This window comes from Methanoculleus oceani (genome assembly GCF_023702065.1).
Lineage (GTDB): Archaea > Halobacteriota > Methanomicrobia > Methanomicrobiales > Methanoculleaceae > Methanoculleus > Methanoculleus oceani.
Genome location: NZ_QFDM01000003.1, coordinates 144,222 through 166,891, shown reverse-complemented (window position 1 = coordinate 166,891; position 22,670 = coordinate 144,222). Strand labels below are relative to the sequence as shown.

22 protein-coding genes are annotated in these 22,670 nt (G+C 61.6%); 18 read left to right on the top strand and 4 right to left on the bottom strand.

The genetic code is table 11. The annotated features are described in order from the left end of the window. The first annotated feature begins 33 nt into the window (after positions 1-33). Entirely contained in the window at positions 34-216 is a 183-nt protein-coding gene (locus tag DIC75_RS10520) for a hypothetical protein (protein WP_250987995.1), read from the top strand. Here DIC75_RS10520 and DIC75_RS10515 read toward each other — a convergent pair. Then, a complete protein-coding gene (locus DIC75_RS10515) occupies positions 195-962 on the bottom strand; it encodes a class I SAM-dependent methyltransferase (RefSeq protein ID WP_250987994.1) in 768 nt (255 codons plus the stop codon). The genes DIC75_RS10520 and DIC75_RS10515 overlap by 22 nt on opposite strands. 166 nt (positions 963-1,128) lie before the next feature. Between DIC75_RS10515 and DIC75_RS10510 the strand changes: the two genes are divergently transcribed. Further along, positions 1,129-1,341: a hypothetical protein gene (locus tag DIC75_RS10510; RefSeq protein WP_250987993.1), complete on the top strand. Its 213-nt coding sequence runs from the start codon at positions 1,129-1,131 to the stop codon at positions 1,339-1,341. A gap of 88 nt (positions 1,342-1,429) precedes the next feature. Here DIC75_RS10510 and dnaJ read toward each other — a convergent pair whose 3' ends face one another. The 3 genes from dnaJ to DIC75_RS10495 are packed head-to-tail and all read right to left on the bottom strand — an operon-like array spanning position 1,430 to position 4,915. Next, positions 1,430-2,572: a molecular chaperone DnaJ gene (gene dnaJ, locus DIC75_RS10505; protein ID WP_250987992.1), complete on the bottom strand. Its 1,143-nt coding sequence runs from the start codon at positions 2,570-2,572 to the stop codon at positions 1,430-1,432. 5 nt (positions 2,573-2,577) lie between these two features. Beyond that, positions 2,578-4,401: a molecular chaperone DnaK gene (gene dnaK / locus DIC75_RS10500; RefSeq protein ID WP_250987991.1), complete on the bottom strand. Its 1,824-nt coding sequence runs from the start codon at positions 4,399-4,401 to the stop codon at positions 2,578-2,580. Between the two features lie 4 nt (positions 4,402-4,405). Continuing rightward, positions 4,406-4,915 carry a nucleotide exchange factor GrpE gene (locus DIC75_RS10495; protein ID WP_250987990.1) on the bottom strand — a complete coding sequence of 170 codons (510 nt, stop codon included), beginning with the start codon at positions 4,913-4,915 and terminating at the stop codon, positions 4,406-4,408. Positions 4,916-5,209: 294 nt separating this feature from the next. On the opposite strand from DIC75_RS10495, the gene purH reads away from it, so the two are divergent. The 16 genes from purH (at position 5,210) to DIC75_RS10415 (ending at position 22,611) form a co-directional block, all read left to right on the top strand. Further along, a complete protein-coding gene (purH, locus tag DIC75_RS10490) occupies positions 5,210-6,694 on the top strand; it encodes a bifunctional phosphoribosylaminoimidazolecarboxamide formyltransferase/IMP cyclohydrolase (RefSeq protein ID WP_250987989.1) in 1,485 nt (494 codons plus the stop codon). A gap of 75 nt (positions 6,695-6,769) precedes the next feature. Next, positions 6,770-7,213 (top strand): GNAT family N-acetyltransferase, encoded by a 444-nt coding sequence (locus DIC75_RS10485; protein WP_250987988.1) that lies wholly within the window; start codon positions 6,770-6,772, stop codon positions 7,211-7,213. Between the two features lie 181 nt (positions 7,214-7,394). Next, positions 7,395-8,099: a DUF4013 domain-containing protein gene (locus tag DIC75_RS10480; protein WP_250987987.1), complete on the top strand. Its 705-nt coding sequence runs from the start codon at positions 7,395-7,397 to the stop codon at positions 8,097-8,099. A gap of 209 nt (positions 8,100-8,308) precedes the next feature. Beyond that, positions 8,309-8,959 (top strand): DUF4013 domain-containing protein, encoded by a 651-nt coding sequence (locus DIC75_RS10475; protein ID WP_250987986.1) that lies wholly within the window; start codon positions 8,309-8,311, stop codon positions 8,957-8,959. A 252-nt stretch (positions 8,960-9,211) separates the two neighbouring features. Continuing rightward, entirely contained in the window at positions 9,212-9,907 is a 696-nt protein-coding gene (locus tag DIC75_RS10470; RefSeq protein WP_250987985.1) for a DUF4013 domain-containing protein, read from the top strand. A gap of 101 nt (positions 9,908-10,008) precedes the next feature. Further along, positions 10,009-10,686: a DUF4013 domain-containing protein gene (locus tag DIC75_RS10465; RefSeq protein WP_250987984.1), complete on the top strand. Its 678-nt coding sequence runs from the start codon at positions 10,009-10,011 to the stop codon at positions 10,684-10,686. Between the two features lie 96 nt (positions 10,687-10,782). After that, positions 10,783-12,294, top strand: coding sequence for a 2-isopropylmalate synthase (locus DIC75_RS10460; RefSeq protein WP_250987983.1), 1,512 nt, complete (start codon positions 10,783-10,785; stop codon positions 12,292-12,294). Beyond that, on the top strand, positions 12,266-13,942 hold the full coding sequence (gene ilvB, locus DIC75_RS10455; protein ID WP_250987982.1) for a biosynthetic-type acetolactate synthase large subunit: 1,677 nt from the start codon (positions 12,266-12,268) through the stop codon (positions 13,940-13,942). The genes DIC75_RS10460 and ilvB overlap by 29 nt, the downstream gene beginning before the upstream one ends. Further along, on the top strand, positions 13,939-14,442 hold the full coding sequence (ilvN, locus tag DIC75_RS10450) for an acetolactate synthase small subunit (protein ID WP_250987981.1): 504 nt from the start codon (positions 13,939-13,941) through the stop codon (positions 14,440-14,442). Before ilvB ends, ilvN begins: the two co-directional genes overlap by 4 nt. 204 nt (positions 14,443-14,646) lie before the next feature. Continuing rightward, on the top strand, positions 14,647-16,227 hold the full coding sequence (locus DIC75_RS10445) for a sodium:solute symporter family protein (RefSeq protein WP_250987980.1): 1,581 nt from the start codon (positions 14,647-14,649) through the stop codon (positions 16,225-16,227). 230 nt (positions 16,228-16,457) lie between these two features. Then, entirely contained in the window at positions 16,458-17,300 is an 843-nt protein-coding gene (locus tag DIC75_RS10440) for an EFR1 family ferrodoxin (RefSeq protein WP_250987979.1), read from the top strand. Positions 17,301-17,309: 9 nt separating this feature from the next. Next, positions 17,310-17,969, top strand: coding sequence for a DUF4332 domain-containing protein (locus DIC75_RS10435; protein WP_250987978.1), 660 nt, complete (start codon positions 17,310-17,312; stop codon positions 17,967-17,969). 323 nt (positions 17,970-18,292) lie between these two features. After that, positions 18,293-19,051 carry a 4Fe-4S binding protein gene (locus DIC75_RS10430; protein ID WP_250987977.1) on the top strand — a complete coding sequence of 253 codons (759 nt, stop codon included), beginning with the start codon at positions 18,293-18,295 and terminating at the stop codon, positions 19,049-19,051. A 24-nt stretch (positions 19,052-19,075) separates the two neighbouring features. Then, entirely contained in the window at positions 19,076-19,843 is a 768-nt protein-coding gene (locus DIC75_RS10425) for a 4Fe-4S binding protein (RefSeq protein ID WP_250987976.1), read from the top strand. A 169-nt stretch (positions 19,844-20,012) separates the two neighbouring features. Beyond that, a complete protein-coding gene (locus tag DIC75_RS10420; protein ID WP_250987975.1) occupies positions 20,013-21,413 on the top strand; it encodes an NAD(P)H-dependent oxidoreductase in 1,401 nt (466 codons plus the stop codon). Between the two features lie 79 nt (positions 21,414-21,492). After that, the gene (locus tag DIC75_RS10415; protein WP_250987974.1) at positions 21,493-22,611 is read left to right on the top strand and encodes an epoxide hydrolase family protein; all 1,119 of its coding nucleotides are present in this window, start codon (positions 21,493-21,495) and stop codon (positions 22,609-22,611) included. Positions 22,612-22,670 lie beyond the last annotated feature (59 nt).

Here is a 22,670-nt window from a genome sequence, read left to right as displayed (position 1 = left end):
GATGGGGGATGCGACTGCCGGAACGGCAGGAGCATGAGAAAACGCGAAGCGTTTTCGAGCAGCGACGGAAAACTTCCGGAGCATGAGAAGCCGCCAGGCTTCGAGCGACTGGATGCTATAGGGGTCGAGAGCCTTGCAGATCTGGTTGGCCGGGACTTGAAATCCGGCGAATTCTCGGACTCCCGGAAACAACTTTACATCTTTTTCCCGATATAAAATACGTATCCATAATACTGTTTGTATTTTGAATACAGGTCCGCCTCGTGCCTCATAAACGCAATCATATCCTCAACGGTTTTATTTCCCGCATGTTGTTTCAAGAATTCCTCTTGCCTTGCTTTTTGCGGAACAAAATAATTGTCTATCCAGCAACTTTCAGGCAGCGTAAATGCGGCAACAGGAATGTAACCTGCTTTTTGCATGATGGAAATATTATGTGCTATCGTGCCAATTTCAGGAACTGCGTCCAACCACCACTTCTCAATCTCAGCGGGGCGTTCATCGGTATACCATGACTCATAGGTTACGGCAATATAACCATCTTTTTTGAGGAAGCGTTTCCAGTGATTCAAGCCTTTTTCAAAACCTATACTGGCAATAGCCCCCTCAGACCATATAAGATCGAACTCCTCGTTCTGAAACGGCAGATTATCCATCGAACCGACAATACCTTTCACCCTGTTCTGCAAACCAAGTTTTCCGGCTGTTGCATTGAGTTTATCAATCGAGCCGGCGCAAAGGTCGAGGGCGGTGATGGCTGCTTCTGTATTTTGTGCCAGAACCATTGTTTGAAAGCCTGTGCCGCAGCCTAAATCGGCAATTTTTGTTTTGTTTGAAAGATTGCCGATAAAACCTAATGCCCTGATGGTTTCTTCGGGGCTGCCGGGTCCCTGCCGTTCAAGTTCTGTGAAAAATTCATTGATGAGGGCAAAATCAAATTCGTGGATTGTTATATCTTCCATTGTCATACTCCTATCTTCTAATTACACCCTTGGCTTTTTCTGTCTTAACGATTTTTACCATGTTGTTGCGCTTCTGCTCCTTTGCCACAAGGTAGTTTTCAGCGTCCTCAGCATAAGCGTTTTCAGCCTTTAACTTTTGATAGGACTGCCAACACTCTACCTGGGATTGGAACACCGGTCGGCCTACCTGAACGCGCTCGCAAAAGCGGATGACGGGGACTATGCGCCGATCATCGAGACGCTGTATACCATCTACAGAGAACAACACGGGCGAATCGCAGATGCGGTCGGGCAGAAACTTTCCGACGGAAACAGCAGGATCCGGGAGGAAAACGCCAGGATCGTCCGGCAGTTCGCTGAACTGAAGAAAAAAGTCTGATACCCGGTTGAGCAGTCGCGACGACCCGGGCTCACACCGGAACCGTTACCCAAAAAAACCGAACCGCCGAAGCGAGAGGGCCCCCCCCTCACTTCACCGACTCTTTCACCTTGTCGACGACGTCCTGGAAGAAGCCCTTGCCCTTCTTCGCGGAGGGCTTCTTCCCCTCCATCTCGAGCAGGCGCCCATAGAGTTCGCGCTCCTCCTCCGTCAGGCGGTCGGGCACGACGATGCGCACCCGCACCAGCATGTCGCCGGGCCGGGTCTGCCACCGGACGCCCTCGCCCGGTATCTTTAACCCGGTGTTGTACTGCACGCCGGCCGGGATATCCAGGACGACGGTGCGCCCGTCGATCGTCTGGACCTCGACCTCGGAGCCCAGCGTCGCCTGGGCCGGGGTGATCTCGACGATCGTCTCCAGGTCGTCGCCTCGCCGGGTGAACGTCCTGTGCGGCGCGACGCTGATCTCGATGTAGAGGTCCCCGCTCGGCGCACCGTACTCCCCGGCGTCGCCGTAGCCCTCCATCCGGAGGCGCATGCCCGTATCCACGCCCGGCGGGATCCGGACCTTCACGGTCTGCCGGGCACGCCGGTGCCCGCTGCCGTTGCAGGCCTTGCACCGGGTCTCGGGTATCTTCCCCCGCCCGCCGCAGGCGGTGCAGGTGCTCATCCGGACGAAGTTCCCGAAGATGGACTGGCTCATCTGCCGCATCTGGCCGCTACCGCCGCAGGTCGGGCAGGTGGTGGTCTTCTTCGTCTCGCTCCCCGACCCTTCGCACGCGGGACAGGGCTCGACGTGGTCGACGCCGACCTCCTTCTCGGTCCCGAACGCCGCCTCCTCGAGCGTTATGCGCATCTTCATCAGGAGGTCGGCCCCGGGGCGTGGGCCGGAACGCTGCCTGCCTGCGCCGCCGAAGAAGGTCTCGAAGATGTCCCCGAACCCGGAGAAATCCGCGTTGAACCCGCCGGAGAACCCTCCCCCGCCGGAGTACGAACCCCGGGACGCATTGCTGTAGGCGTCATGCCCCAGCTGGTCGTACTGGGCGCGCTTCTGGGAGTCCGAGAGGACGCTGTAGGCCTCGTTGATCTTCTTGAACCTCTCCTCGGCCCCGGGCTCCTTGCAGACGTCGGGGTGATATTTTCGTGCCAGGTCCCGGTAGGCTTTCCTGATCTCCTTATCGTCGGCGTTTCGCGAAACACCGAGAGTATCATAGTAGCTGTCCGGACCCATCGACCTCACTCTTTGACTTCGTAATCGGCATCAACGACGGTATCATCCTTCTTTTCGGCACCCGTCGCCTGCTGCTGCTGGGCGGCCTGCGCCTGCTGGTACATCTTCGTCGTGACAGCATATACCGCTTCGGTCAGGGCGTCCATCTTCTGTTTGACCGCCTCGAGGTCGTCGCCCTCGAGCGCCTTCTTGAGGTCGGCTATCGCGCCCTCGATCTTCTCTTTGTCCGCGGCGTCGATTGTGTCCTTCGCATCCTTTAACGCACGCTCGGCGGTGAAGATGGCGGTGTCGGCGGTGTTCCGGAGATCGATCTCCTCGCGCTTCTTCTGGTCTTCCGCCTCGAACTTCTTCGCGTCGCTCATCATCCGCTCGATCTCGGCTTCCGAGGGACGGGAGTCCTGCGGCTTGATGGTGATCGACTGCTCGTTGCCGGTGCCGAGGTCCTTTGCCGAGACGTGGACGATACCGTTTGCGTCGATATCGAACGTGACCTCGATCTGCGGGATGCCCCGGGGTGCCGGCGGGATGCCGGTGAGCTGGAACCGGCCCAGGGTGAAGTTGTCCTTCGCGAGCGCCCGTTCGCCCTGCATCACGTGGATCTCGACCGATGTCTGGCCGTCGGCGGCGGTCGAGAAGACCTGGCTCTTCCTTGTGGGGATGGTGGTGTTGCGTTCGATCAGCTTCGTCGCGATGCCGCCGAGCGTCTCGATGCCGAGCGAGAGCGGCGTCACGTCGAGGAGCAGGACGTCTTTCGTCTCGCCCGTCAGCACGCCTGCCTGGATGGCGGCGCCGAGAGCGACGCACTCGTCGGGGTTGATGCCCTTGTCGGGCTCCTTCTTGAGGATCTTCTTCACCGTCTCCTGCACGAGCGGCACCCGGGTCGACCCGCCGACGAGGAGGACGTGGTCGATACCGTCAGGGCTCAGTTTGGCGTCGGCGAGCGCCTGCTTCACCGGCCCGAGGGTCGAGTCGACGAGGTCGCCGATGAGCTGCTCGAACTTCGCGCGGGAGAGATCGATGTCCATGAACTTGGGACCGCTCTCCGTCGTGGTGATGTAGGGGAGGTTGATGTTGGTCTTCTGGACGGTGGAGAGTTCGATCTTCGCGTTCTCGGCCGCATCGCGCAGCCGCTGCATGGCGACCGGGTCCTTCCGGAGGTCGGCCCCCTCTTTCTTCTTGAACTCATCGACCAGGTAGTCGACGACCAGTTTATCGAAGTCGTCCCCGCCGAGGCGGTTGTTGCCCGCGGTCGATTTGACCTCGAAGACGCCGTCGCCGAGCTGGAGGATCGAGACATCGAACGTGCCGCCGCCGAGGTCGTAGACGAGCACCGTGGACTCGCCTTCCTTGTCGATGCCGTAGGCGAGGGCGCTCGCGGTCGGCTCGTTGATGATCCGGAGCACCTCGAGGCCGGCGATGGTCCCTGCGTCCTTCGTCGCCTGCCGCTGGGCGTCGTTGAAGTAGGCGGGCACCGTGATGACGGCTTTCGCGATCTTCTCGCCCAGGTACTCCTCCGCATCCAGCTTCATCTTCTGGAGGATCATCGCGGAGATCTCCTGCGGCGTGTAACTCTTGTCCCCGATGGCGATCTTCTCGCTCGTGCCCATCTTTCGCTTGATCGACTGGATGGTGCGGCCCGGGTTGGTGATCGCCTGCCGCTTTGCGACGGTGCCGACCAGCCGCTCGCCCTCCTTGGTGAACGCTACGACGGACGGGGTGGTCCTGCCGCCTTCGGCGTTGGCGATGACCGTCGCCCGTCCGCCTTCCATGATTGCCATGCACGAGTTGGTTGTCCCAAGATCGATACCCAGAACTTTTTCTGAAACCATTGTGTTATTCCTCCAATCCTCTAGATACAACAACTTTTGCGCATCTGATGACCTTGTCCTGCATACAGTATCCGCGAACGACCTCGTCGATCACGGTCCCCTCCTCCGCATCCGAAGGGACGTAGGCTATCGCCTCGTGCCGTCCCGGGTCGAAAGGAAGGTTCCGGCATTCGAGGGGCTTAATACCGTGCCGCTCGAGGATGGTGATGAAGAGTTTCTTGATCTGCTCCATCCCTTCCGTGAGGGCTGCACCGTCGGCTCTCTCCGCCCGCTCGAAGTTGTCTATGACTTCGAGCAACTCCACCGCAAACTCCTCGATGGCGAACGTTGTTCGGGCGTCGAGTTCCCGGTCCATCCGCTTCCGGTAGTTGTCGAAATCTGCCGCAAGGCGCAGATAACGGCTGTTAAGGTCGCCATATGCCTTCTGCAGCTCTTCAAGCGCCGGAGATGCTGCATCCGCCGATTCAGCGAGATCCTGTTGTTTCTCGTTTGGTCCGGATGTATCCTCCTTCATACGCCTAACCTGCTTCAAAATGATGTTAATGTAGTAGTTCGATTATTTATTGTAATGTGGTTCTATATAATATTAACGGGTGCTGCAGGCATCCGGCTCCTGTAGCGGTCCAAATCTTCGATTGGACACTCATCTGCTGGTATTCTCCCGTCGATATGCGGATCCGCGGGAGTAAGGCAGCCTTCCTCCCCACAGCATCCGCCCTCCCGCCTCCCGGGACCCGGCGGGGTGAAACGCGGCCGGTTTCGTAGGCTGCGCCAAATATATATCTCTCTACCCCGCTCACGTGTAACCATGAAGTGGGCACTGCTGTCTGTCTGGGATAAAGCAGGCATCGTCGATCTTGCAAAGGTGCTCGCCGAGCACGACTACCGGCTCCTGAGTTCCGGCGGCACCGGGGCCGCGCTCGCGCAGGCAGGCGTCCCGTACACCGACGTCTCCACCCATACCGGCTTTCCCGAGATGATGCACGGGCGGGTAAAGACCCTCCACCCGAAGATCCACGGGGGTATCCTCGGGCGCCGCGGCATCGACGACGCCGTGATGCAGGAGCACGGCATCGAGCCGATCGACCTTGTGGTAGTGAACCTCTACCCCTTCGAGACGATGCGGGACGCGGGGCTAACGCTTGAAGAGATGATCGAGTACATCGATATCGGCGGCCCGGCGATGGTGCGGGCAGCGGCGAAGAACCATAAGTACGTCGCGGTCGCGGTGGACCCCGCCGACTACGGTGCGGTGGCGGATGCCGTCCGGCGGGGCGGGTTCTCCCCCGAAGAGCGGCTGAACCTTGCCGCAAAGGCGTTCGCCCGGACGGCTGCCTACGACGGCGCGATCGCGAACTACCTCGCCGGCATCGACCGCCCGTTCCCCGATGTCCTCACGGTCCAGTTCCGCAACGGGAGGCCGCTCCGGTACGGCGAGAACCCGCACCAGGCGGCGGCGGTCTACGGCGATGCAGGCATCGCGGGAGAAGAGCCGCTCCAGGGCAAGCAGATGTCCTACAACAACTACCTCGACGTCCACGCCGCGGTCGGCCTGCTCAGGGAGTTCGACGACTGCGCCGTGGTCATCGTCAAGCACAACAACCCCTGCGGCGTTGCAACGGGCGACGCCCCCCTTCCGACCTACATCGCCGCCCGGGATGTCGACCCGGTCTCGGCCTACGGCTCGATCGTCGCCCTGAACCGCGAGGTGACGGAGGACGTCGCCCGGGAGTTTGTCGGGACGTTCGTCGAAGTCGTGGTCGCCCCGTCCTATACCGCAGGAGCGCTCGAGATCATGAAGGCGAAGGAGAACATGCGGGTGCTCCGGCTGCCGAAACCCGTGGTGCAGGACGAGATCCGGACCATCGACGGCGGCGTCCTGGTCCAGCGCACGGAGCCCTGCCGCGAGGACTGGCGGGTCGTGAGCGAGCGGGAGCCCGACGCCCACGAGATGCGGGCGATGCAACTTGCCCTGAAGGTCTGCAAGCACACGAAGAGCAACGCCATCATATTTGCCGATGAGAAAGCGGTCATCGGGATCGGCGCCGGGCAGATGAACCGGGTCGAGTCTGCGGAGATCGCGGTCCGGAAGGCCAGGAAGCCCCTTGCCGGCTCGGCGGTCGCCTCGGACGCCTTCCTCCCGTTCCCCGACACCCTGGAGGTCGCGGCGGCGGCAGGCGCGACGGCGCTCGTCCAGCCGGGCGGCTCCATCCGCGATGCGGAGGTCATCGATGCGGCGAACCGGCTCAACATCGCAATGGTCTTCACCGGCGTGCGGCACTTCCGGCACTGAAAGGCCGGCCACGGACCACTCCTATTTTTTATGCCGGAAGCCCCGTTCGAATCGATCACACCTGCCGGGTCTGCCATGAAGATTGAAAAAGTCCGGGAGAACAAGAAGCAGTTCCTTGACCTGCTGCTGATCGGGGACGAGCAGGAGGATATGATCGACCGCTATCTGGACCGCGGGGATCTGTTTGCCCTCTACGACGGCGGCTTGAAGAGTGTCTGCGTGGTGACGTGCGAAGGCGACGGCATCTATGAACTGAAGAACATAGCCACGTACGAAGAGTGCCGGGGGCAGGGCTACGGCAGGCGGCTCGTGGAGCACATCCTCGAACACTACAGGGGTAAGTGCCGCGTCATGGTCGTCGGCACGGGAGACCGTCCCCGTAGTCTCCGGTTCTACGAGCGTTGCGGGTTTGCCGTATCCCATCGCGTCAAGAACTTCTTCATCGACCATTACGACCACCCGATCTTCGACTGCGGCGAACAACTCGTCGATATGGTCTACCTGAGGAAGGAGTTCTGACTGTCCGGGAGTCCTGCCGGATCCCGGTTTCGGAGCCGGAAGGCCACCGACACGGCAAGCCGGCTCAAGAACGCGGCGTTCTTCGCGGCCTCGCGTGAGACTTCACTGCTCTCTCTATGACAGCCCTTCGGCCCGTCGCTACCAAAAACTTATATCCCCCGCCCTCTCTCCACGGCCGAAGGTGGTATGTGATATGGACTACGGTAATCTTGTCTCCGGGTCGCTTAGGTACACGAAAGAGGCTCTCTGGGGCGAATGGGGACGGTGGGTGCTCCTGGTCATCCTCTCGCTCATCCAGACGTTCACGCTCTTTCTGGTCCCGCTTTTTAACGGCTACATCGTCCGGGTGCTCTCCGGCAGGACGCCGGCCCCCGAGGTGGACGGATGGGGCAGGCTCTTCGTCGACGGGTGGAAGTGGAACATCATCAACCTGATCTACCTGATCCCGGTCATCCTGATCGTGATCTTCTTCGGGGGGGCTGCGGTCGCCTCCGCCATAGCGACAGAGGGCGCCACAAACCCGGACGCCTGGGCCCCGGCCGTCGCCGCCGCCCTCTCCGGGCTCCTGATTGCGGTCGTCGTCGGGATCATCATATCGATCATCTCTCTCTTCGCGGTCGTGCGATTCGCCCACACGGACAGCCTCGGCCAGGCGTTCAACTTCGGTGCGATCTTTTCGCATATCGGGCGGATCGGGTGGGGTTCCTGGATCGTCGCGATCATCGTCCTCCTCCTCATCGGTCTCGTGTATGCGGTCGTGCTCGGCCTCATCGCCTCGATACCCATCCTCGGGTGGATCATCAACCTCTTCCTCGGGGTGGCGTTCGGCATCTTCCACGCCCGCTACCTCGCCAGGGCCTACGAGAGCGCTCCCGCACCGGCGTGATGCGGGCCCCCCTCTCCCCACCCGCATCACCGTCGTCGGTCTCGTGGCCACATCATACGCCACGGCGCTCCGGCTCCCCCAGAAACACTCTTCACATCGATTATCCTGCAATAATCGCTCTGTTTCTGCAAAAGAGGGATGTGGACAGAGGAACTACAGCAATGCTTTTATACCATATTGCCTCAAAGTAAATCGTAGGCGATTTACCTATGGATTATGGAAACATGCTGGGCGATTCGTTCAGCTATGCAAAAGACGCCGTCTGGGGCAAGTGGGTTCAGTGGATCCTGCTCGTCATCAGCACGATCATATTCCCTGTCATCATGGGGTATATGGTCCGCATTTACAGCGGTGTAAAGCCGGCCCCCGAGGTTGAGGGCTGGGTCGGGCTCTTCATCGACGGCCTGAAACTCCTTATCATCGGCTTCATCTACGCCATCCCGGTCTTCATCGTCATGGGCATCTTCTTCATACCGGCGTTCTTCGCCGGTAATAACGGGGACCCCATGCTCGCCCTCGGGTCGATAGGCATCGGTCTTCTGGTCATGTTCATCGTCGCGATTCTCATCACGCTGGTCTCGGCGATCGGGACCATCAGGTTCGCACAGAAGGACAGCATGGGCCAGGCGTTTGCCTTCGGCGCCATCCTCGAACACATCGGAAAGATCGGCTGGGGGAGCTACATCATCGCTCTCATCATCCTGTGGATTGTCGGGTTCGTCTTTGGTCTCGTCACCTCCGTGCTGAACGCGATCCCGGTCATCGGCTGGCTGATCTCACTCTTCCTGTACCCCGTCTGGGGCATCTTTGCGGCACGGTACATGACGCTGATCTACGAGAGCGCCCCGGCACCGGCGTAAAACACCCTCCCTTCTTTTTGGACCGGGATCGCCGTCAGGGAGGTTCCGGATACCGCGGGCACGGCACACGCCGTCCCCGTTGTCGAGATCCGGGTATTTAAACGTCCCGGCGCTCCGACTCCTGCCGGAACGATCTGTGCTGTGGTTCTCCGATTTATACCGGTGTAATCACCTATTTTTCGGAAAGCTATATGGTGAGCGATTAATTTTCACCAACACATTTATATCGCCCGTTCTCAAAATTACACGTAGGTGTTACACCTTATGGACTACGGTACTGTTATTTCCAGATCATTTGAGTATACCAAGGATGCTCTGGTAGGAAAGTGGATGGACTGGGTTATCCTGGCCGTCCTGGCACTCGTGCAGGCTATCACGCTCTCCCTGATTCCGCTCCTCAGCGGCTACGTCGTGCGGGTGATCTCCGGCAAGACGCCTGCCCCCGAGGTTAACGAGTGGGGCAGGCTCTTCGTCGACGGATGGAAGGCGAACATCATCGCGCTGGTCTACATGATCCCGGCGATCCTGGTCTTCCTGCTCCTCGGCGGCATCGGCCTCATCGCAGGGATGGCAACGACCGACCCGACCGCGGCCGGCGCCGCAGTCCTCGCTGCACTGGCAGGAGCCTTCCTCGCCGTCATCGTCGCGATCGTCATGTCGTTCATCGCCCTGTTCGCCCTGATGCGCTTTGCGCACACAGACAGCCTCGGCGAGGCGTTCAACTTCGGCGCGATCCTTTCGCACATCGGCAAACTCGGGTGGGGAACCTGGATCATCGCGGTCATCGTACTCATCGTCGTCGCGTTCGTCTACGGCTTCGTTGTCGGTATCATCAACATGATCCCGTTCCTGGGCTTTATCATCGGCCTCTTCCTCAACGTTGCATTTGCCGTCTTCTACGGCCGCTACCTTGCCCTGGTGTACGAAGACACGCCCGCTCCCGCGTGATATCGGAATAACCCTTCTTTTTTTAGTGTTTCGCCTGCGAACAAAGCAGCGCGTTTATCTCCATGAACGCAAGATTCTTACCCGAACATGCGGTGATACACATGGATTACGTCCGATTACTCAGCGAGTCCTTTGAATACGCAAAGGACGCCATCTGGGGCAGGTGGGTCCGCTGGCTCCTCCTGCTCATCAGCACGATCATATTCCCGCTCATCTACGGCTACACGGTGCGGGTCATGAGCGGCACAAAGCCCGCCCCCGAACTCGAAGGCTGGATCGGGCTCTTCATCGACGGCATCAAACTGATCGTCATCACGATCGTCTACTCGATCCCGCTCATCATCCTCACGCTCCTTCCCTTCGCGATGTACTTCATCCCGATTTCATCGACGGTAACCCCGGCGGGATCAGGTCCTGAACCGCTCCTCAGTCCGGAGCTGGCCGTCTTCGCAGCCCTGGCAATCTTCGTTATCTTCATCGTCGCCGCCATCATCATCGGCATCCTCTCGACCTTTGCGGTGGTCCGGTTCTCCCGGACGGGGAGGATGGGCGAGGCCTTCAGGATCCGCACTCTCCTCACCCACATCGGCAGGGTAGGGTGGCTCAACTGCTTCATCGCCCTTCTCGTCATGGGCATCGTGATCGCGATCGTGCAGTTCGTTCTCATGCTCATCCCGGTCATCGGCTGGCTCCTCACGCTCCTCCTCACGCCGGCGTTCATCATCTTCTCCGCCCGGTACGTCGCCCTCCTCTACGAGAGCGCCCCGGCGCCGGCGTGAACCGCCCCCTCTTTTTCTGCTCCGCACCAGAATCCCCGACTGCCCAACATTTAAGTAACGACGCCGCCAATTCTCTGACGGTGAATTGCACTATGTGTGATCGTTTTATTTGGTGAATCGATTCGCTTTTTTGACACTACCTTACGGGACGGCGAACAGACACCGGGTGTCTGCCTGACGCCGGCCGAGAAGCTTGAGATTGCAACGCATCTTTCCGACCTCGGGGTCCACGTGATTGAAGCAGGCTCAGCTGCCGCATCCATCGGAGAACGCGAGTCCATCCGGGCCATCGCCGACGCCGGCCTTGCCGCCGAGTGCTGCACCTACGTCCGGGCTCTGCCCGGGGATATCGACCTCGCCGCCGATGCCGGTGCCGACTCCGTCCACCTCGTCGTCCCGGTGAGCGATCTGCATATCAGCACGAAGCTCCGCAAAACCCGCGAACAGGTCTGCGAGATGGCGTGGAGCGCCGTCGAGTACGCGAAGGACCGCGATCTTGTCGTCGAACTCTCCGGGGAGGACGCATCCCGCGCCGATCAGGCGTTCCTTGCAGAGGTCTTCCGGGAAGGGGTCGAGCGGGGCGCAGACCGGCTCTGCTTCTGCGACACCGTCGGCCTTCTCACGCCCGAGAAGGCCGCAGAGATCGTCCCGCCGCTCCTCTTCGCCCCGTTCTCCATCCACTGCCACGACGACCTGGGGTTCGCGCTCGCAAACTCCGTCGCCGCCCTCCGTGCGGGGGCATCCTGTGCCCACGTCACCGTCAACGGCCTCGGGGAGCGGGCGGGCAACACGGGGCTTGAGGAACTGGTGATGGCGCTCGAGGTGCTCTACGGGGTCGATACCGGGATCAAGACCGAAGAACTCTACCCGCTCTCGACGCACGTCGCCCGGCTGACCGGGGTGCCGCTCGCGACCAACAAGCCGATCGTCGGCGAGATGGCCTTCACCCACGAGAGCGGGATCCACGCCCACGGGGTGATGCGGGACGCGAGCACCTACGAGCCGCTCCGGCCTGAGAGGGTCGGGCGGAAGCGCCGCATCGTCCTTGGGAAGCATTCCGGGTCGGCGGCGGTCGAGGCCGCGCTCAACGACATGGGGTATGCCCCGGACAGCGCGCAGCTTAAGGAGATCGTCGCGCGGATCAAGCAGGTCGGAGATGCCGGGATGCGGATAACCGACGCCGATATCATGGCGATCGCCGACACCGTCATGGAGATCGAGTTTACGCCGTGCATCGAACTGCGCCAGTTCACCATCGTCTCGGGCAGCAATGCGATGCCGACCGCCTCGGTGACGATGCTCGTCAACGGCGACGAGATCACCGGCGCCGCAGTCGGGACCGGGCCGGTGGATGCGGCGATCCGCGCGCTCCAGAGATCGGTAGCGGACGTCGGCAGCGTAAGGCTCGACGAATACAGCGTGGATGCCATAACCGGCGGCACTGACGCCCTCGTCGACGTATCGGTGAAACTCAGCAAGGACGGGAAGACCGTGACTTCACGGGGTGCGAGGACCGACATCATCATGGCAAGCGTCGAAGCAGTTATCGCAGGGATGAACAGATTACTCAGGGAAGAGCATGAAGACCGGAGCCAGGACTCTGATTGAAGCGCTGCAGCGTGAAGGGGTGGATACCATATTCGGCTACCCCGGCGGCGTGGTGTTGCCGATCTACGATGAACTCTACGACTCGTCGATCCGGCACATTCTGGTAAGGCATGAGCAGGCAGCAGCGCACGCGGCCGACGGGTACGCGCGTGCGAGCGGCCGCGTAGGGGTATGCCTTGCCACCTCCGGCCCCGGTGCATGCAACCTGGTCACGGGGATCGCGACGGCGTATATGGATTCCATCCCCGTCGTGGCGCTCACCGGCCAGGTGCCGACCGGACTCCTCGGGAACGACGCGTTCCAGGAATCGGACATCACCGGGATCACGATGCCGGTCACCAAGCACAACTACCTGGTCAAAGACGTCGCCGATCTCGACCGCGTGATCCAGGAGGCGTTCTACATAGCGCGAACCGGCCGCCCCGGCCCGGTGCTGGTCGACCTCCCCAAAGACGTCACCACGAGCCCGGTGAAGAGCACGAAGCCCGTCCCGGAAAGAGTCTCCCTCCGGGGCTACCAGCCAACCTACGAGGGGCACGTCCGCCAGATCGACAAGGCGCTCGACCTGATTGCGAGAGCAGAGCGCCCGCTGATCTACGCGGGCGGGGGAGTGGTCCTATCGGGGGCGTCGGCCGAACTCCTGGAGTTCACGGAGACCGCTGCCATCCCGGTGACGACGACCCTGATGGGGCTCGGCGCCGTCCCCGGCGACCACCCGCTCTGCCTCGGGATGCTCGGGATGCACGGCACTCAGTCCGCGAACTACGCCGTCACGGAGTGCGACCTCTTAATAGCCGTCGGCGTCCGGTTCGATGACCGGGTCACCGGCAAGATCGAGACCTTCGCATCGAACGCTGCGATCGTTCACATCGATATCGACCCGGCGGAGATCGGGAAGAACAAGAAGGTCGACGTCCCGATCGTGGGCGACGTGAAGGCAGTGCTTCAGGCGCTCATCCGCCGGATGCAGAAACGCGGTGATACGGCGAACTGGGTGGCGAGGATCAACACCTGGAAGACGCAGTACCCGCTCGGTTACCGCGACGATGGCCATCTCCGCCCGCAGTACGTCGTCGAGCAGCTCTCCGACGTCCTGAAGGGAGAGGGGATCATCGTGAGCGAGGTTGGTCAGAACCAGATGTGGACCGCTCTCTACTACAACTTCAAGAAACCCCGGACCTGGATCACCTCGGGCGGCCTCGGGACGATGGGCTACGGGCTCCCGGCAGCCATCGGCGCCCACTACGCCCGGCCGGATATGCCGGTCGTCGACGTCGCCGGCGACGGCAGCATCCAGATGAACATCCAGGAGTTCGGGACGGTGGCGCAGTACGACATCCCCGTCAAGGTCATGATCTTGAACAATATGTACCTCGGCATGGTGCGGCAGTGGCAGGAACTCTTCTACGACCGTCGCTACTCCTATACGGAGCTCCCGCCGGTGGACTTCGTGAAGATCGCGAACGCCTACGGGATCGAGGGGATCACGGTCGAGGAGAAGGACGGTGTCCGGGGAGCGATCGAGACCGCGCTCGCCACCGACGGGCCGTTCGTCCTGGACTTCAGGGTCGAGCGGGAGGAGAACGTCTTCCCCATGGTCCCTGCCGGGGCTGCCATCAACGAGATGATCGGGGTGCGTCAGCGATGAAGCCGCATACGCTGAGCATCCTCGTGGAGAACCGGGCGGGCGTCTTGAGCCGGGTCGCCGCGATGTTCTCCCGGCGGGGGTTCAACATCGAGAGCCTCGCCGTCGGGACCTGCGAGGAACCGGATATGAGCCGGATCACGATCGTGGTGAACGGCGACGACGGGGTCGTCGAGCAGATGATGAAGCAGACCAACAAACTCATCGACGTCATCAAGGTCTCGGACCTGACGGAGCGGGAGAGCGTGGAGCGGGAGCTCGCCCTCATCAAGGTGGCTGCGGAGTCCGGCCCGGCCCGCGCCGAGATCCTGCAGATCGCCGACATCTTCCGCGCTCAGGTCGTGGACGTCGGGGCAAAGACGCTGGTGCTCCAGGTAGCCGGTGATACCAACAAGATCGACGCGCTGGAGAAACTCCTGCGCCAGTACGGCATCAAGGAACTCGTCCGCACGGGGAAGATTGCTCTCCTCCGGGGGCTAAAGACAGTAAAGAGTTCCAAATAATATTCTTTTTTGTGTGCCGGGTTCTTCGCTTCATCGGGACGATCTCCCTGTCCCGTGCGATCGTGTTATATGTTAGCACGCCTCACATTGACATGATATGCTCTTCGGATTACCACTCCATACGGAACTCATCGTGGGCGGTGCTGTCGCCCTGATCATCGTGTTGCTCGCCATCTGGGGGCTCCTGTTCAGGGAGGCCTCCTGATGGCGGATCTGATAACGTTCGCCCTGATTGGGCTCTACTTCGTTGTGCTCATCGGCATCGGGAACTGGGCCTCGAAGAAGATCCACAACACCGAGGACTACATCCTCGCTGGCAGATCGCTCGGGTTCTGGGTCTTCACGATCCTGATCGTCTGCTCCATCTGCAGCGGCATGACCCTCCTCGGCGTCAGCGGATTCGGTTACACGTCGGGTTGGCCGGGGATATGGGAGCAGATCTTCGTCCCGCTCGCGGCCGCGTTCTGTATCATCTTCTTCGGGGTGAAGTTGAACGCCATCGGGAAGGAGCGGGGCTACCTGACCATTCAGGATTACCTTGCTGAACGGTTTGAGAGCCCGCGGGCGCTCCGGGCGCTCTCCGCAGTATCCGGGATCATCGTCTCCCTGATCTACCTGGTGGGGCAGTACGCCGCGATCAGCATCGTGCTTGTCTGGCTCTTCGCTATCCCGCACTGGCAGGCGCTGCTCATCGCCGGGGTCATCATCACCGCCTACACGGTCGTCGGGGGGCTCTACGCCGTATCCTGGACGACCCTCTTCCAGGGCGGCATCCTGATCCTCGGCGTGCTCCTGATGGCGCCGTTCGTCATCGTGAGCGCCGGCGGGCTTGACCACATCGATACCGTGCTCGCCGGGGTCGACCCGAACTTCGTCCAGGCCTGGTACCCGAGCCCGGTCTACGCCTCCTACGCCTACGCGACGCCGGAGTTCCTGGTTTCGTTCGGGGTCCTCCTGATGGTTGGCCTCGCCTGTGCGCCGCACGTCATCAACAACGTCCTGGCCGCAAAGGAGGCCCGCTACTTCAAGTGGGCGCCGCTCGTTGCGTTCGCCATCTACGCGGTCGTGATGTTCCTGGTGAAGTTCACCGGGTTTGCCGTGCGGTCGCTCGTCGAGGAGGGGAAACTCGTGCTCCCCAACGCCGTGAACGCCCAGGACTTCGCCTTCATATCAGGCGTCGAGTATGCCATGCCGAACGTGGCGTTATGGGCGTTTTTTGCCGTGATCGTCCTTGCGGCGGTGATGTCCACGACGGACCGGCTCATGCTCACCGTCGGGACCATGTTCGCGTGGGACATCTACAAAAACATCTTCCGGCCCTCGGCGCCCGACAACGAGGTGCTCCTCGTTTCGAAGATCGCGGTTGTCGCCGGGGCCGGCGGCACGCTCCTGCTCGCCATCAACCCGCCGCCGATGCTCGCGTGGCTGATCTGGATGGGCATCGGGGTCATGCTCGCGACGTTCGCGGTCCCGCTGCTCGCCGGGCTCTACTGGCGCGGCGCCACCGGACAGGGAGCGATCGCGAGCATGGCGGCCGGGCTCGTCGCGGCCGCGGCCTTCGGCTACTGGCACCAGTTTGTGGCAAAGCTCCCGGTGCACTTCAGCCTCTACGCGCTCGTGCTCTCGGCCCTCGCCATGGTCGTCGTGAGCCTTCTCTCCGCCCGGAACTCCTCCGACGTGCTCGACGGCACCCGGACCGGCTGGTTCATCCAGTCGTCTGGTCTCTCTCCACAGGCCAGCACCCCGGGAGATTCCTTGCTTGTCGAGCGGGACTCACACCGTTAACAGTGCTGGCGGAGCGATCCCGGCATTTCTTTTTTTCACGCCTCTGCATGAGATCGTGTCGCAGTGATGGTGCGCCACGCTGAGAGTGATCCCGGTCTGCCCGCCCGATCGTCTTCGCAAAGTCCATATCCATAAACACTTAGACTCCTGATACGACCGGTGGACAGCGGGATCGATACGGTGACGGTCGGCGTGCAGGCCCCGGCTGGATCGGATTGTTTGAGGTTGCCATGAAGACCATCATCTACTATTTTACCGGCACCGGCAACTCCCTTGCCGCTGCAAAGAAGGCCGCCGAATCCCTCGGGGACTCCGACGTCGTCCCGATAGCGGCGTTCCGGAATACCGCGGGCGAGATCACCCCCGACGCCGAACGGATCGGGATCGTCTGCCCGGTCTATTTCTCCGGGCTCCCGGCGATGGCGGCATCGTTTGCCGGCCGTCTCAGGGTTGCTTCTGCACATTACGTCTTCTCGATCGTCACGCACGGAGGGGGCGGAGGTTCCGCGGCTCTCCGGCAGCTCGATGAAATCCTGAGAGAGCGGGCCGGAAGGGGACTCGATGCAGGGTTCGCGGTGAGTATGCCGGGCAACTACATCCTGATGTACGGGTCGCCCGCGGGAGAGAAGCGGGATCGCCTGCTTGCCGCGGCGGACGCGGACCTCGAGGCGATCGCGGGCCGGATCCGGCAGGGCGAGAGGGCGAAGCTCCCGAATTCGCCGGTTGCACGGCTCGTTAAGGCTCTCATATACCCCCGGTTCCGCTCCCGGGTCCACGGGGACGACCGCAAGTTCACGGTGACCGAGAGGTGTACATCCTGCGGCATCTGCGCAGCCGTCTGCCCGGCGGGCAACATAGAGATGGTCGAGGGAAGACCGGTCTGGAACCACCGGTGCGAACTCTGCTGCGGGTGCATTCACCTCTGCCCGGCGGAGGCGATCCAGGCCGGAAAGGGTACCGAAGGAAGACAGCGCTACCGGCACCCGGGCCTCACCATTGCGGATATGGAGGCGCAACGCGGGGACGGAGCCGCACGAGAAAACCAGGTGACAGGTTCCACGGACTGTTCGTAAGGAGTGGCTATGTCGTACTACATCGATGCCGAAAGAGTAAGCCTTGACGACCTGCAAAAGAGAATTGAAGAGACCGATCTGGTCCCAAGCCGCTGTTCTCTGCTGGAAGATATTGGTGGAACATTTTCGAAGCTAAAAGCGCATGGCTTCGTAACTCTCGCGGATCTACGGCAGGGCTTGAAGAATCCAAAGAACATACCCGCTCTTTCAAAGGAAGTCGGAGTCGATACGGCGTACCTGACGCTACTGCGCCGGGAAGTCGAGGGCTATTTCCCAAAAGCATGCCCCGTAGGCGCTTTTGATTGGTTCCAGAAGACCTACCTCGATAACCTGGAGAACAGGGGTCTGAAGAATACCGTTCTCCTCTATGAAGCTCTGATCTCCCCCGAAAAACGAGAGGAGGCTGCAATCGCTCTCGGCGTCGATGCCGATGTTGTCGATTCCCTATATGCGCTGGCCGATCTTACGAGAATCCAGTGGGTAAGTCCTACAGCAGCCAGAATGCTGGTCTCTGCGGGGTATACGGATGTAAATGCGGTCTCGAATGCAGATCCGGAGGAATTATGCAGCGATCTCGATCGAGTCAATAAGGAACATAAGTACTTCAAAGGAACGATCGGCCTTAGAGACGTCAGGCGACTGGTGAAAGCGGCGTCGTATGTTTCGTAACTCGACAGGGCAGCGCGACGTTGCGGGAACGACAGCCGGTTTATCCGCAACGACTCGCGGCTGACCGTTTCAAGAGATGGGCAAAACCCCTTATAGTGGATAAATGGGCATCTAAGCGGTAATAATCGCTTATTTCCGCAAGCGCTGCTCATCCGGGATGGAATCGCCATGCAAAAGTGTTATTGCAGCCCTTTGATAGAAATAGGAATGCTGCTCTGTGCGTGCACTCACAGCCCTCCGTACCGGCAGATCCCATGATAGAGGGACTGTTCCGGCGGTGTGAGAGACCTGCACGACCATCAGATCAACGCAAGGAAATCATCATGGCACAGGAAACCCTGTCACAGAAGTCGCGACTCTCGCGCCAGACGATCCGGAAGGCTATCCTCATCGTCTCCTTCCTCCTCATTCCGGTCACGCTCTTTTATATCTCGCCCATCGTCATCCTGATGGGGGCGGCCAGAGGCATTGCCACCGGCAGCCTGCTCCTCTTTGCCGCACTCGCCGTCCTCTCGCTCGGCGTCTCCCGCCTCTGGTGCGGCTGGCTCTGCCCCATGGGAGCATGGCAGGAGATCTGCTCGCCCGTCGTGAAGCGTAGCGTAGATGACCGGCGGGACCGGGTCAAATACGGCGTCACGGTCCTCTGGCTTGGGCTGCTCGCGTACCTCTTCATCGGTGCCGGCGGGATCCGTGCGGTCGATCCCTTCTACGCCACGGAGAACGGCGTTTCGATCGCGTCGCTTGAGACCCTGGTGATCGCGGGCGTCATCTTCCTCGCGATCTTCGCTGCCGCATACTTCATGGGCCGGCGCGGCTTCTGCCGTGTCATCTGCCCGACAGCCGTCCTGATGATCGTCGGCCGGAAGATAAGGAACGCCGTCGGCTGGCCGGCCCTGCAGCTCGCCGCCGATGCCGGCCGCTGCATCGATTGTGAGAAATGCTCGAAGGCGTGCCCGATGGGCCTCGACGTCCACGGCATGGTCAGAGAGGGGCGGATGGAGAGCACCGAGTGCATCCTCTGCGCGAGTTGCGTGGACGCCTGCCCGGAGGGTGTGATCGTTTACGGCGCAGGAGGCCGGTGAGCGCCTGCGGCGGAGGGCTGCGTTATGGAACCGGAACGGGGAAGTATATCCAGGAACCGCCCGGCGCTGCGCCAGAGGGTGCGAATAGCCCTCCTCATCTTCTCGTTCGTGCTGATGCCGGTGACCTTTGCCTACGTCTCCTGCCCGCTCATCACCGAGGGTGCGTCGCAGGGGATCGCCACCGGCGGCTTGGTGGTGTTTGCGCTGCTCTTTGTCGGTTCGCTCTTCTTCGGGAGGCTCTGGTGCGGCTACCTCTGCCCCGCGGGCGGTCTGCAGGAGATCTACACCCTGGTGAACGGAAGACCGGTGACGGCCGGGTGGCTGAACTACCTCAAATACCCCATCTTCCTCGGGATCTTCGGCTCCATCGCGCTCGCCGTCTACTCCGCCGGGGGCCTTTCAACCATCGACCTCTTCTACCAGACCGGCAACGGGATCTCGGTCGACCGGCCGGGCGCATACGCCCTCCTCTACGGCCAGATCGCGTTTATCACCGTTTTCGCCCTTCTCGCCGGACGGCGGGGGTTCTGCCACAGTTTCTGTCCGATCGCGGTCATGCTGATCATCGGGAGGAAGGTCAGGAACCTCGTCGGCTGGCCGGCGCTCCACCTCGCGGCCGCACCGGATCGCTGCGTGGATTGCGGGAAGTGCTCCGAAACCTGCCCGATGAGCCTTGACGTCCGCGGCATGGTCCGGGAGAGGCGGATGGAGAATACGGAATGCATCCTCTGCGGCGGATGCGTGGACGCCTGCCCGGAAGGCGCCGTCGGGTACGCGTGGAGGGGGAGATGATCATGAAGCCCCCTGTTGCAAGATTTAAGTCCTATTCGTTCGCCTCTATCCGGTTGACGAGCTCTTCGGTGCTGAGGGGCGGGTATGCCGCTTAATATCCGTCCATTTTCGCAAGGTATATCCGCTCACCTGCCTTACGCCCGTACATCGAACCCGAGTGGACGGTATCATGCGTATCTCTGTCATCTCCGGGAGCCCCAAGGGGGAAAAGAGCGTCACCCTGCAGTACGTCCGGTTCCTCGAGGAGGCGTTTTTGGATCATACCTTCTCCGTGGTGCACGTAGGCCGGGATATCAGGACGATTGAACGGCAGGAAGAGGGGTGGAGCGGGCTGCTCGCCACGGTAAAGGAGTGCGACGGCGTGCTCTGGGCAACCCCGGTCTACGTCATGCTGGTCCCGGCCCAGTTGAAGCGTTTTATCGAACTGGTCGGCGAACGGAACGTGACGGAGGCGTTTTTTGGGAAGCACGCCGCCTGCCTCACCACCTCCATCCACTTCTTCGACCACACCGCCCACGCCTACCTGCACGGGGTCTGCGACGATCTCGGCATGCGCTACATTGGTTTCTGCTCGGCCCACATGCAGGACCTCGAAAACGAGGCATTCCAGGAGCAGCTTATCCGCTTTTTCTCCGACTTCCTGGAAGCGATCGCAGAACGGCGGCCGATCCAGAGGGTATTCCCGCCGCTGCCCGCTCCCTCTCCGCCCTACGCCCCGAAGAGCCCGCCGGCCGCGGTGGATACCCGCGGAAAACGGGTGGTCATCCTCCACGATGCGGAGCCCGGCTCCGGCCAGGAGGCGATGGTCGGCGGGCTCGCGGCGTGTTACGCAGGTCCGGTCCGGGTCGCCCATATCCGGGACGCCGGGATGAAAGGCGGCTGCCTGGGGTGCTGCCGGTGCGCTTTCGATAACACCTGCGTCTACGACGACGGGTTTTCGGCGTTCTGGGAGGAGTACATCGTCCCGGCGGATATCCTGGTCATGGCCGGGACCGTCCGCGACCGTTTCCTCTCGGCCGCCTGGAAGCAGTTCTTCGACCGGAGTTTCTTCAACGGCCATGTGCCGGCGTTCAAGGGGAAGCAGGTCGCGTACCTGGTGGAAGGGCCGCTCGGTCATCTCCCGACCCTCCGGGAGGTCCTCAGCGGCCTGGTGATGACGGAGAAAGCCAACCTTGCAGGGATCGTGACCGACGAGCCGGGAGACCCGGCCGGGATCGATGCCGCCCTGCACGCCCTGGCCGAGCGCTCGGTGAGGCTCGCGGACCGGGAATATATCGCACCGCCCACCTTTCCGGCCGTCGCCGGCCACAAGATCTTCCGCGACGAGCTCTGGGGAGGAATGCGGGCGACCTTCAAGGCTGATGACCGGTATTACCGGCAGCATGGGCTCTATGACTTCCCCACCCGGAATTACCTGGAAAGGATCAGCACCCGGGCGACCTCTCTCATGATGTGCATCCCCGCCGTCAGGCGGGAGGTAGTGAAGAATATGCCCACCTATATGATCCAGCCGCTACAGAAGGCGATCGAGTCGAGCCGGGTTCTCGCGGAGAGGAAGACGCAACGGTAGCGCACCCGGGCGCTCTTGAAGATGGCAAGCAGCCTCCCACGGGAAATGTATAACCGGATGAAGACCGTCCACCCCGGGCATGCAATCCTTCACCATAGCCGTCCCGGAGACGACCCTCGACGACCTGCGCCAGCGGCTCGCCAATACCCGGTGGCCCGATGACGGCGCCGGCTGGGAGTACGGCACCGCTCTTCCGTACATGAAAGACCTCGTCGACTACTGGGAGCACCGGTACGACTGGCGCAGGCACGAGGCGTACCTGAACCGCTTCGCCCAGTTCAGGACGGAGGTCAACGGAGTGGGGATTCACTTCATCCACGAGCGCGGGAGGGGACCGGAGCCGACGCCGCTCCTTCTGCTCCACGGCTGGCCCGACTCCTTCTACCGCTACCACAGGGTCATCCCGATGCTGACCGATCCCGCCCGGTTCGGCGGCGACCCCGATCTCTCGTTCGACGTGATCGTCCCGTCCATCCCCGGACAGGGGTTCTCCGACCGAAAGCCCATGACCACGGACGACACCGCGGATCTCTTTGCCGGACTGATGACGGAAGAGCTGGGCTACGGGAAATTCGTCGCGGCCGGCGGCGACGCCGGGACGCTGATCGCTCAGTCCCTTGCCGGCCGCCACGCCGACGCCCTGATCGGCATCCACCTGACCGACGTCGGCTACCCTGACCAGACGACGGATTTTTCGACCCTCACAGAACCCGAGATTGCGTTCGCGAACTACATTCAACAGTGGTGGATGAACGAAGGCGCCTTCAATATGGTCCAGTCGACCAAACCGCAGAGCCTCGCCTACGGGCTGGCCGATTCGCCCGCAGGCCTCGCGGCCTGGATCATGAGTTTCATGGCCTCGGGCACGACCGGCGAGGAACTTGAGACACGCTTCACCCGCGACGAACTGCTCACGAACATCACGATCTACTGGGTTACCCGGACGATCGGCTCGTCCGTCCGCCGGTACTACCTCGATGCGCACGCGGCCTCCGGTCCCTGGCAGCGCACACCGGTCCCGGCGGCCGTCGCCCACCCTCCCCGGGACGCTCCGCTGCCGCGTGAATGGGCCGAGCGCCGGGTTAACCTTGAGCACTTCACAAAACTCCCCAGCGGCGGGCACTTCGCGGCCTGGGAAGAGCCCGAACTCTACGCAAAGGACGTTTGGGAGTTCGTCGGGGAACTGCGCAATTCTTAGGAGGTTCCTCCGTGCAGGCCGGACGGCACAACAGAACCTGCACTCCGCGTTCCGGCCCT

Coding starts and splice junctions, on each gene's coding strand:
- dnaK (WP_250987991.1), bottom strand. CDS start 4,401: ATGGTTTCAGAAAAAGTTCTGGGTATCGATCTTGGGACAACCAACTCG.
- DIC75_RS10435 (WP_250987978.1), top strand. CDS start 17,310: ATGTCGTACTACATCGATGCCGAAAGAGTAAGCCTTGACGACCTGCAA.
- DIC75_RS10445 (WP_250987980.1), top strand. CDS start 14,647: ATGGCGGATCTGATAACGTTCGCCCTGATTGGGCTCTACTTCGTTGTG.
- DIC75_RS10440 (WP_250987979.1), top strand. CDS start 16,458: ATGAAGACCATCATCTACTATTTTACCGGCACCGGCAACTCCCTTGCC.
- DIC75_RS10430 (WP_250987977.1), top strand. CDS start 18,293: ATGGCACAGGAAACCCTGTCACAGAAGTCGCGACTCTCGCGCCAGACG.
- DIC75_RS10515 (WP_250987994.1), bottom strand. CDS start 962: ATGGAAGATATAACAATCCACGAATTTGATTTTGCCCTCATCAATGAA.
- DIC75_RS10415 (WP_250987974.1), top strand. CDS start 21,493: ATGCAATCCTTCACCATAGCCGTCCCGGAGACGACCCTCGACGACCTG.
- DIC75_RS10520 (WP_250987995.1), top strand. CDS start 34: ATGAGAAAACGCGAAGCGTTTTCGAGCAGCGACGGAAAACTTCCGGAG.
- ilvN (WP_250987981.1), top strand. CDS start 13,939: ATGAAGCCGCATACGCTGAGCATCCTCGTGGAGAACCGGGCGGGCGTC.
- DIC75_RS10420 (WP_250987975.1), top strand. CDS start 20,013: ATGCGTATCTCTGTCATCTCCGGGAGCCCCAAGGGGGAAAAGAGCGTC.
- purH (WP_250987989.1), top strand. CDS start 5,210: ATGAAGTGGGCACTGCTGTCTGTCTGGGATAAAGCAGGCATCGTCGAT.
- DIC75_RS10425 (WP_250987976.1), top strand. CDS start 19,076: ATGGAACCGGAACGGGGAAGTATATCCAGGAACCGCCCGGCGCTGCGC.
- dnaJ (WP_250987992.1), bottom strand. CDS start 2,572: ATGGGTCCGGACAGCTACTATGATACTCTCGGTGTTTCGCGAAACGCC.
- DIC75_RS10485 (WP_250987988.1), top strand. CDS start 6,770: ATGAAGATTGAAAAAGTCCGGGAGAACAAGAAGCAGTTCCTTGACCTG.
- DIC75_RS10475 (WP_250987986.1), top strand. CDS start 8,309: ATGGATTATGGAAACATGCTGGGCGATTCGTTCAGCTATGCAAAAGAC.
- DIC75_RS10465 (WP_250987984.1), top strand. CDS start 10,009: ATGGATTACGTCCGATTACTCAGCGAGTCCTTTGAATACGCAAAGGAC.
- ilvB (WP_250987982.1), top strand. CDS start 12,266: ATGAAGACCGGAGCCAGGACTCTGATTGAAGCGCTGCAGCGTGAAGGG.
- DIC75_RS10495 (WP_250987990.1), bottom strand. CDS start 4,915: ATGAAGGAGGATACATCCGGACCAAACGAGAAACAACAGGATCTCGCT.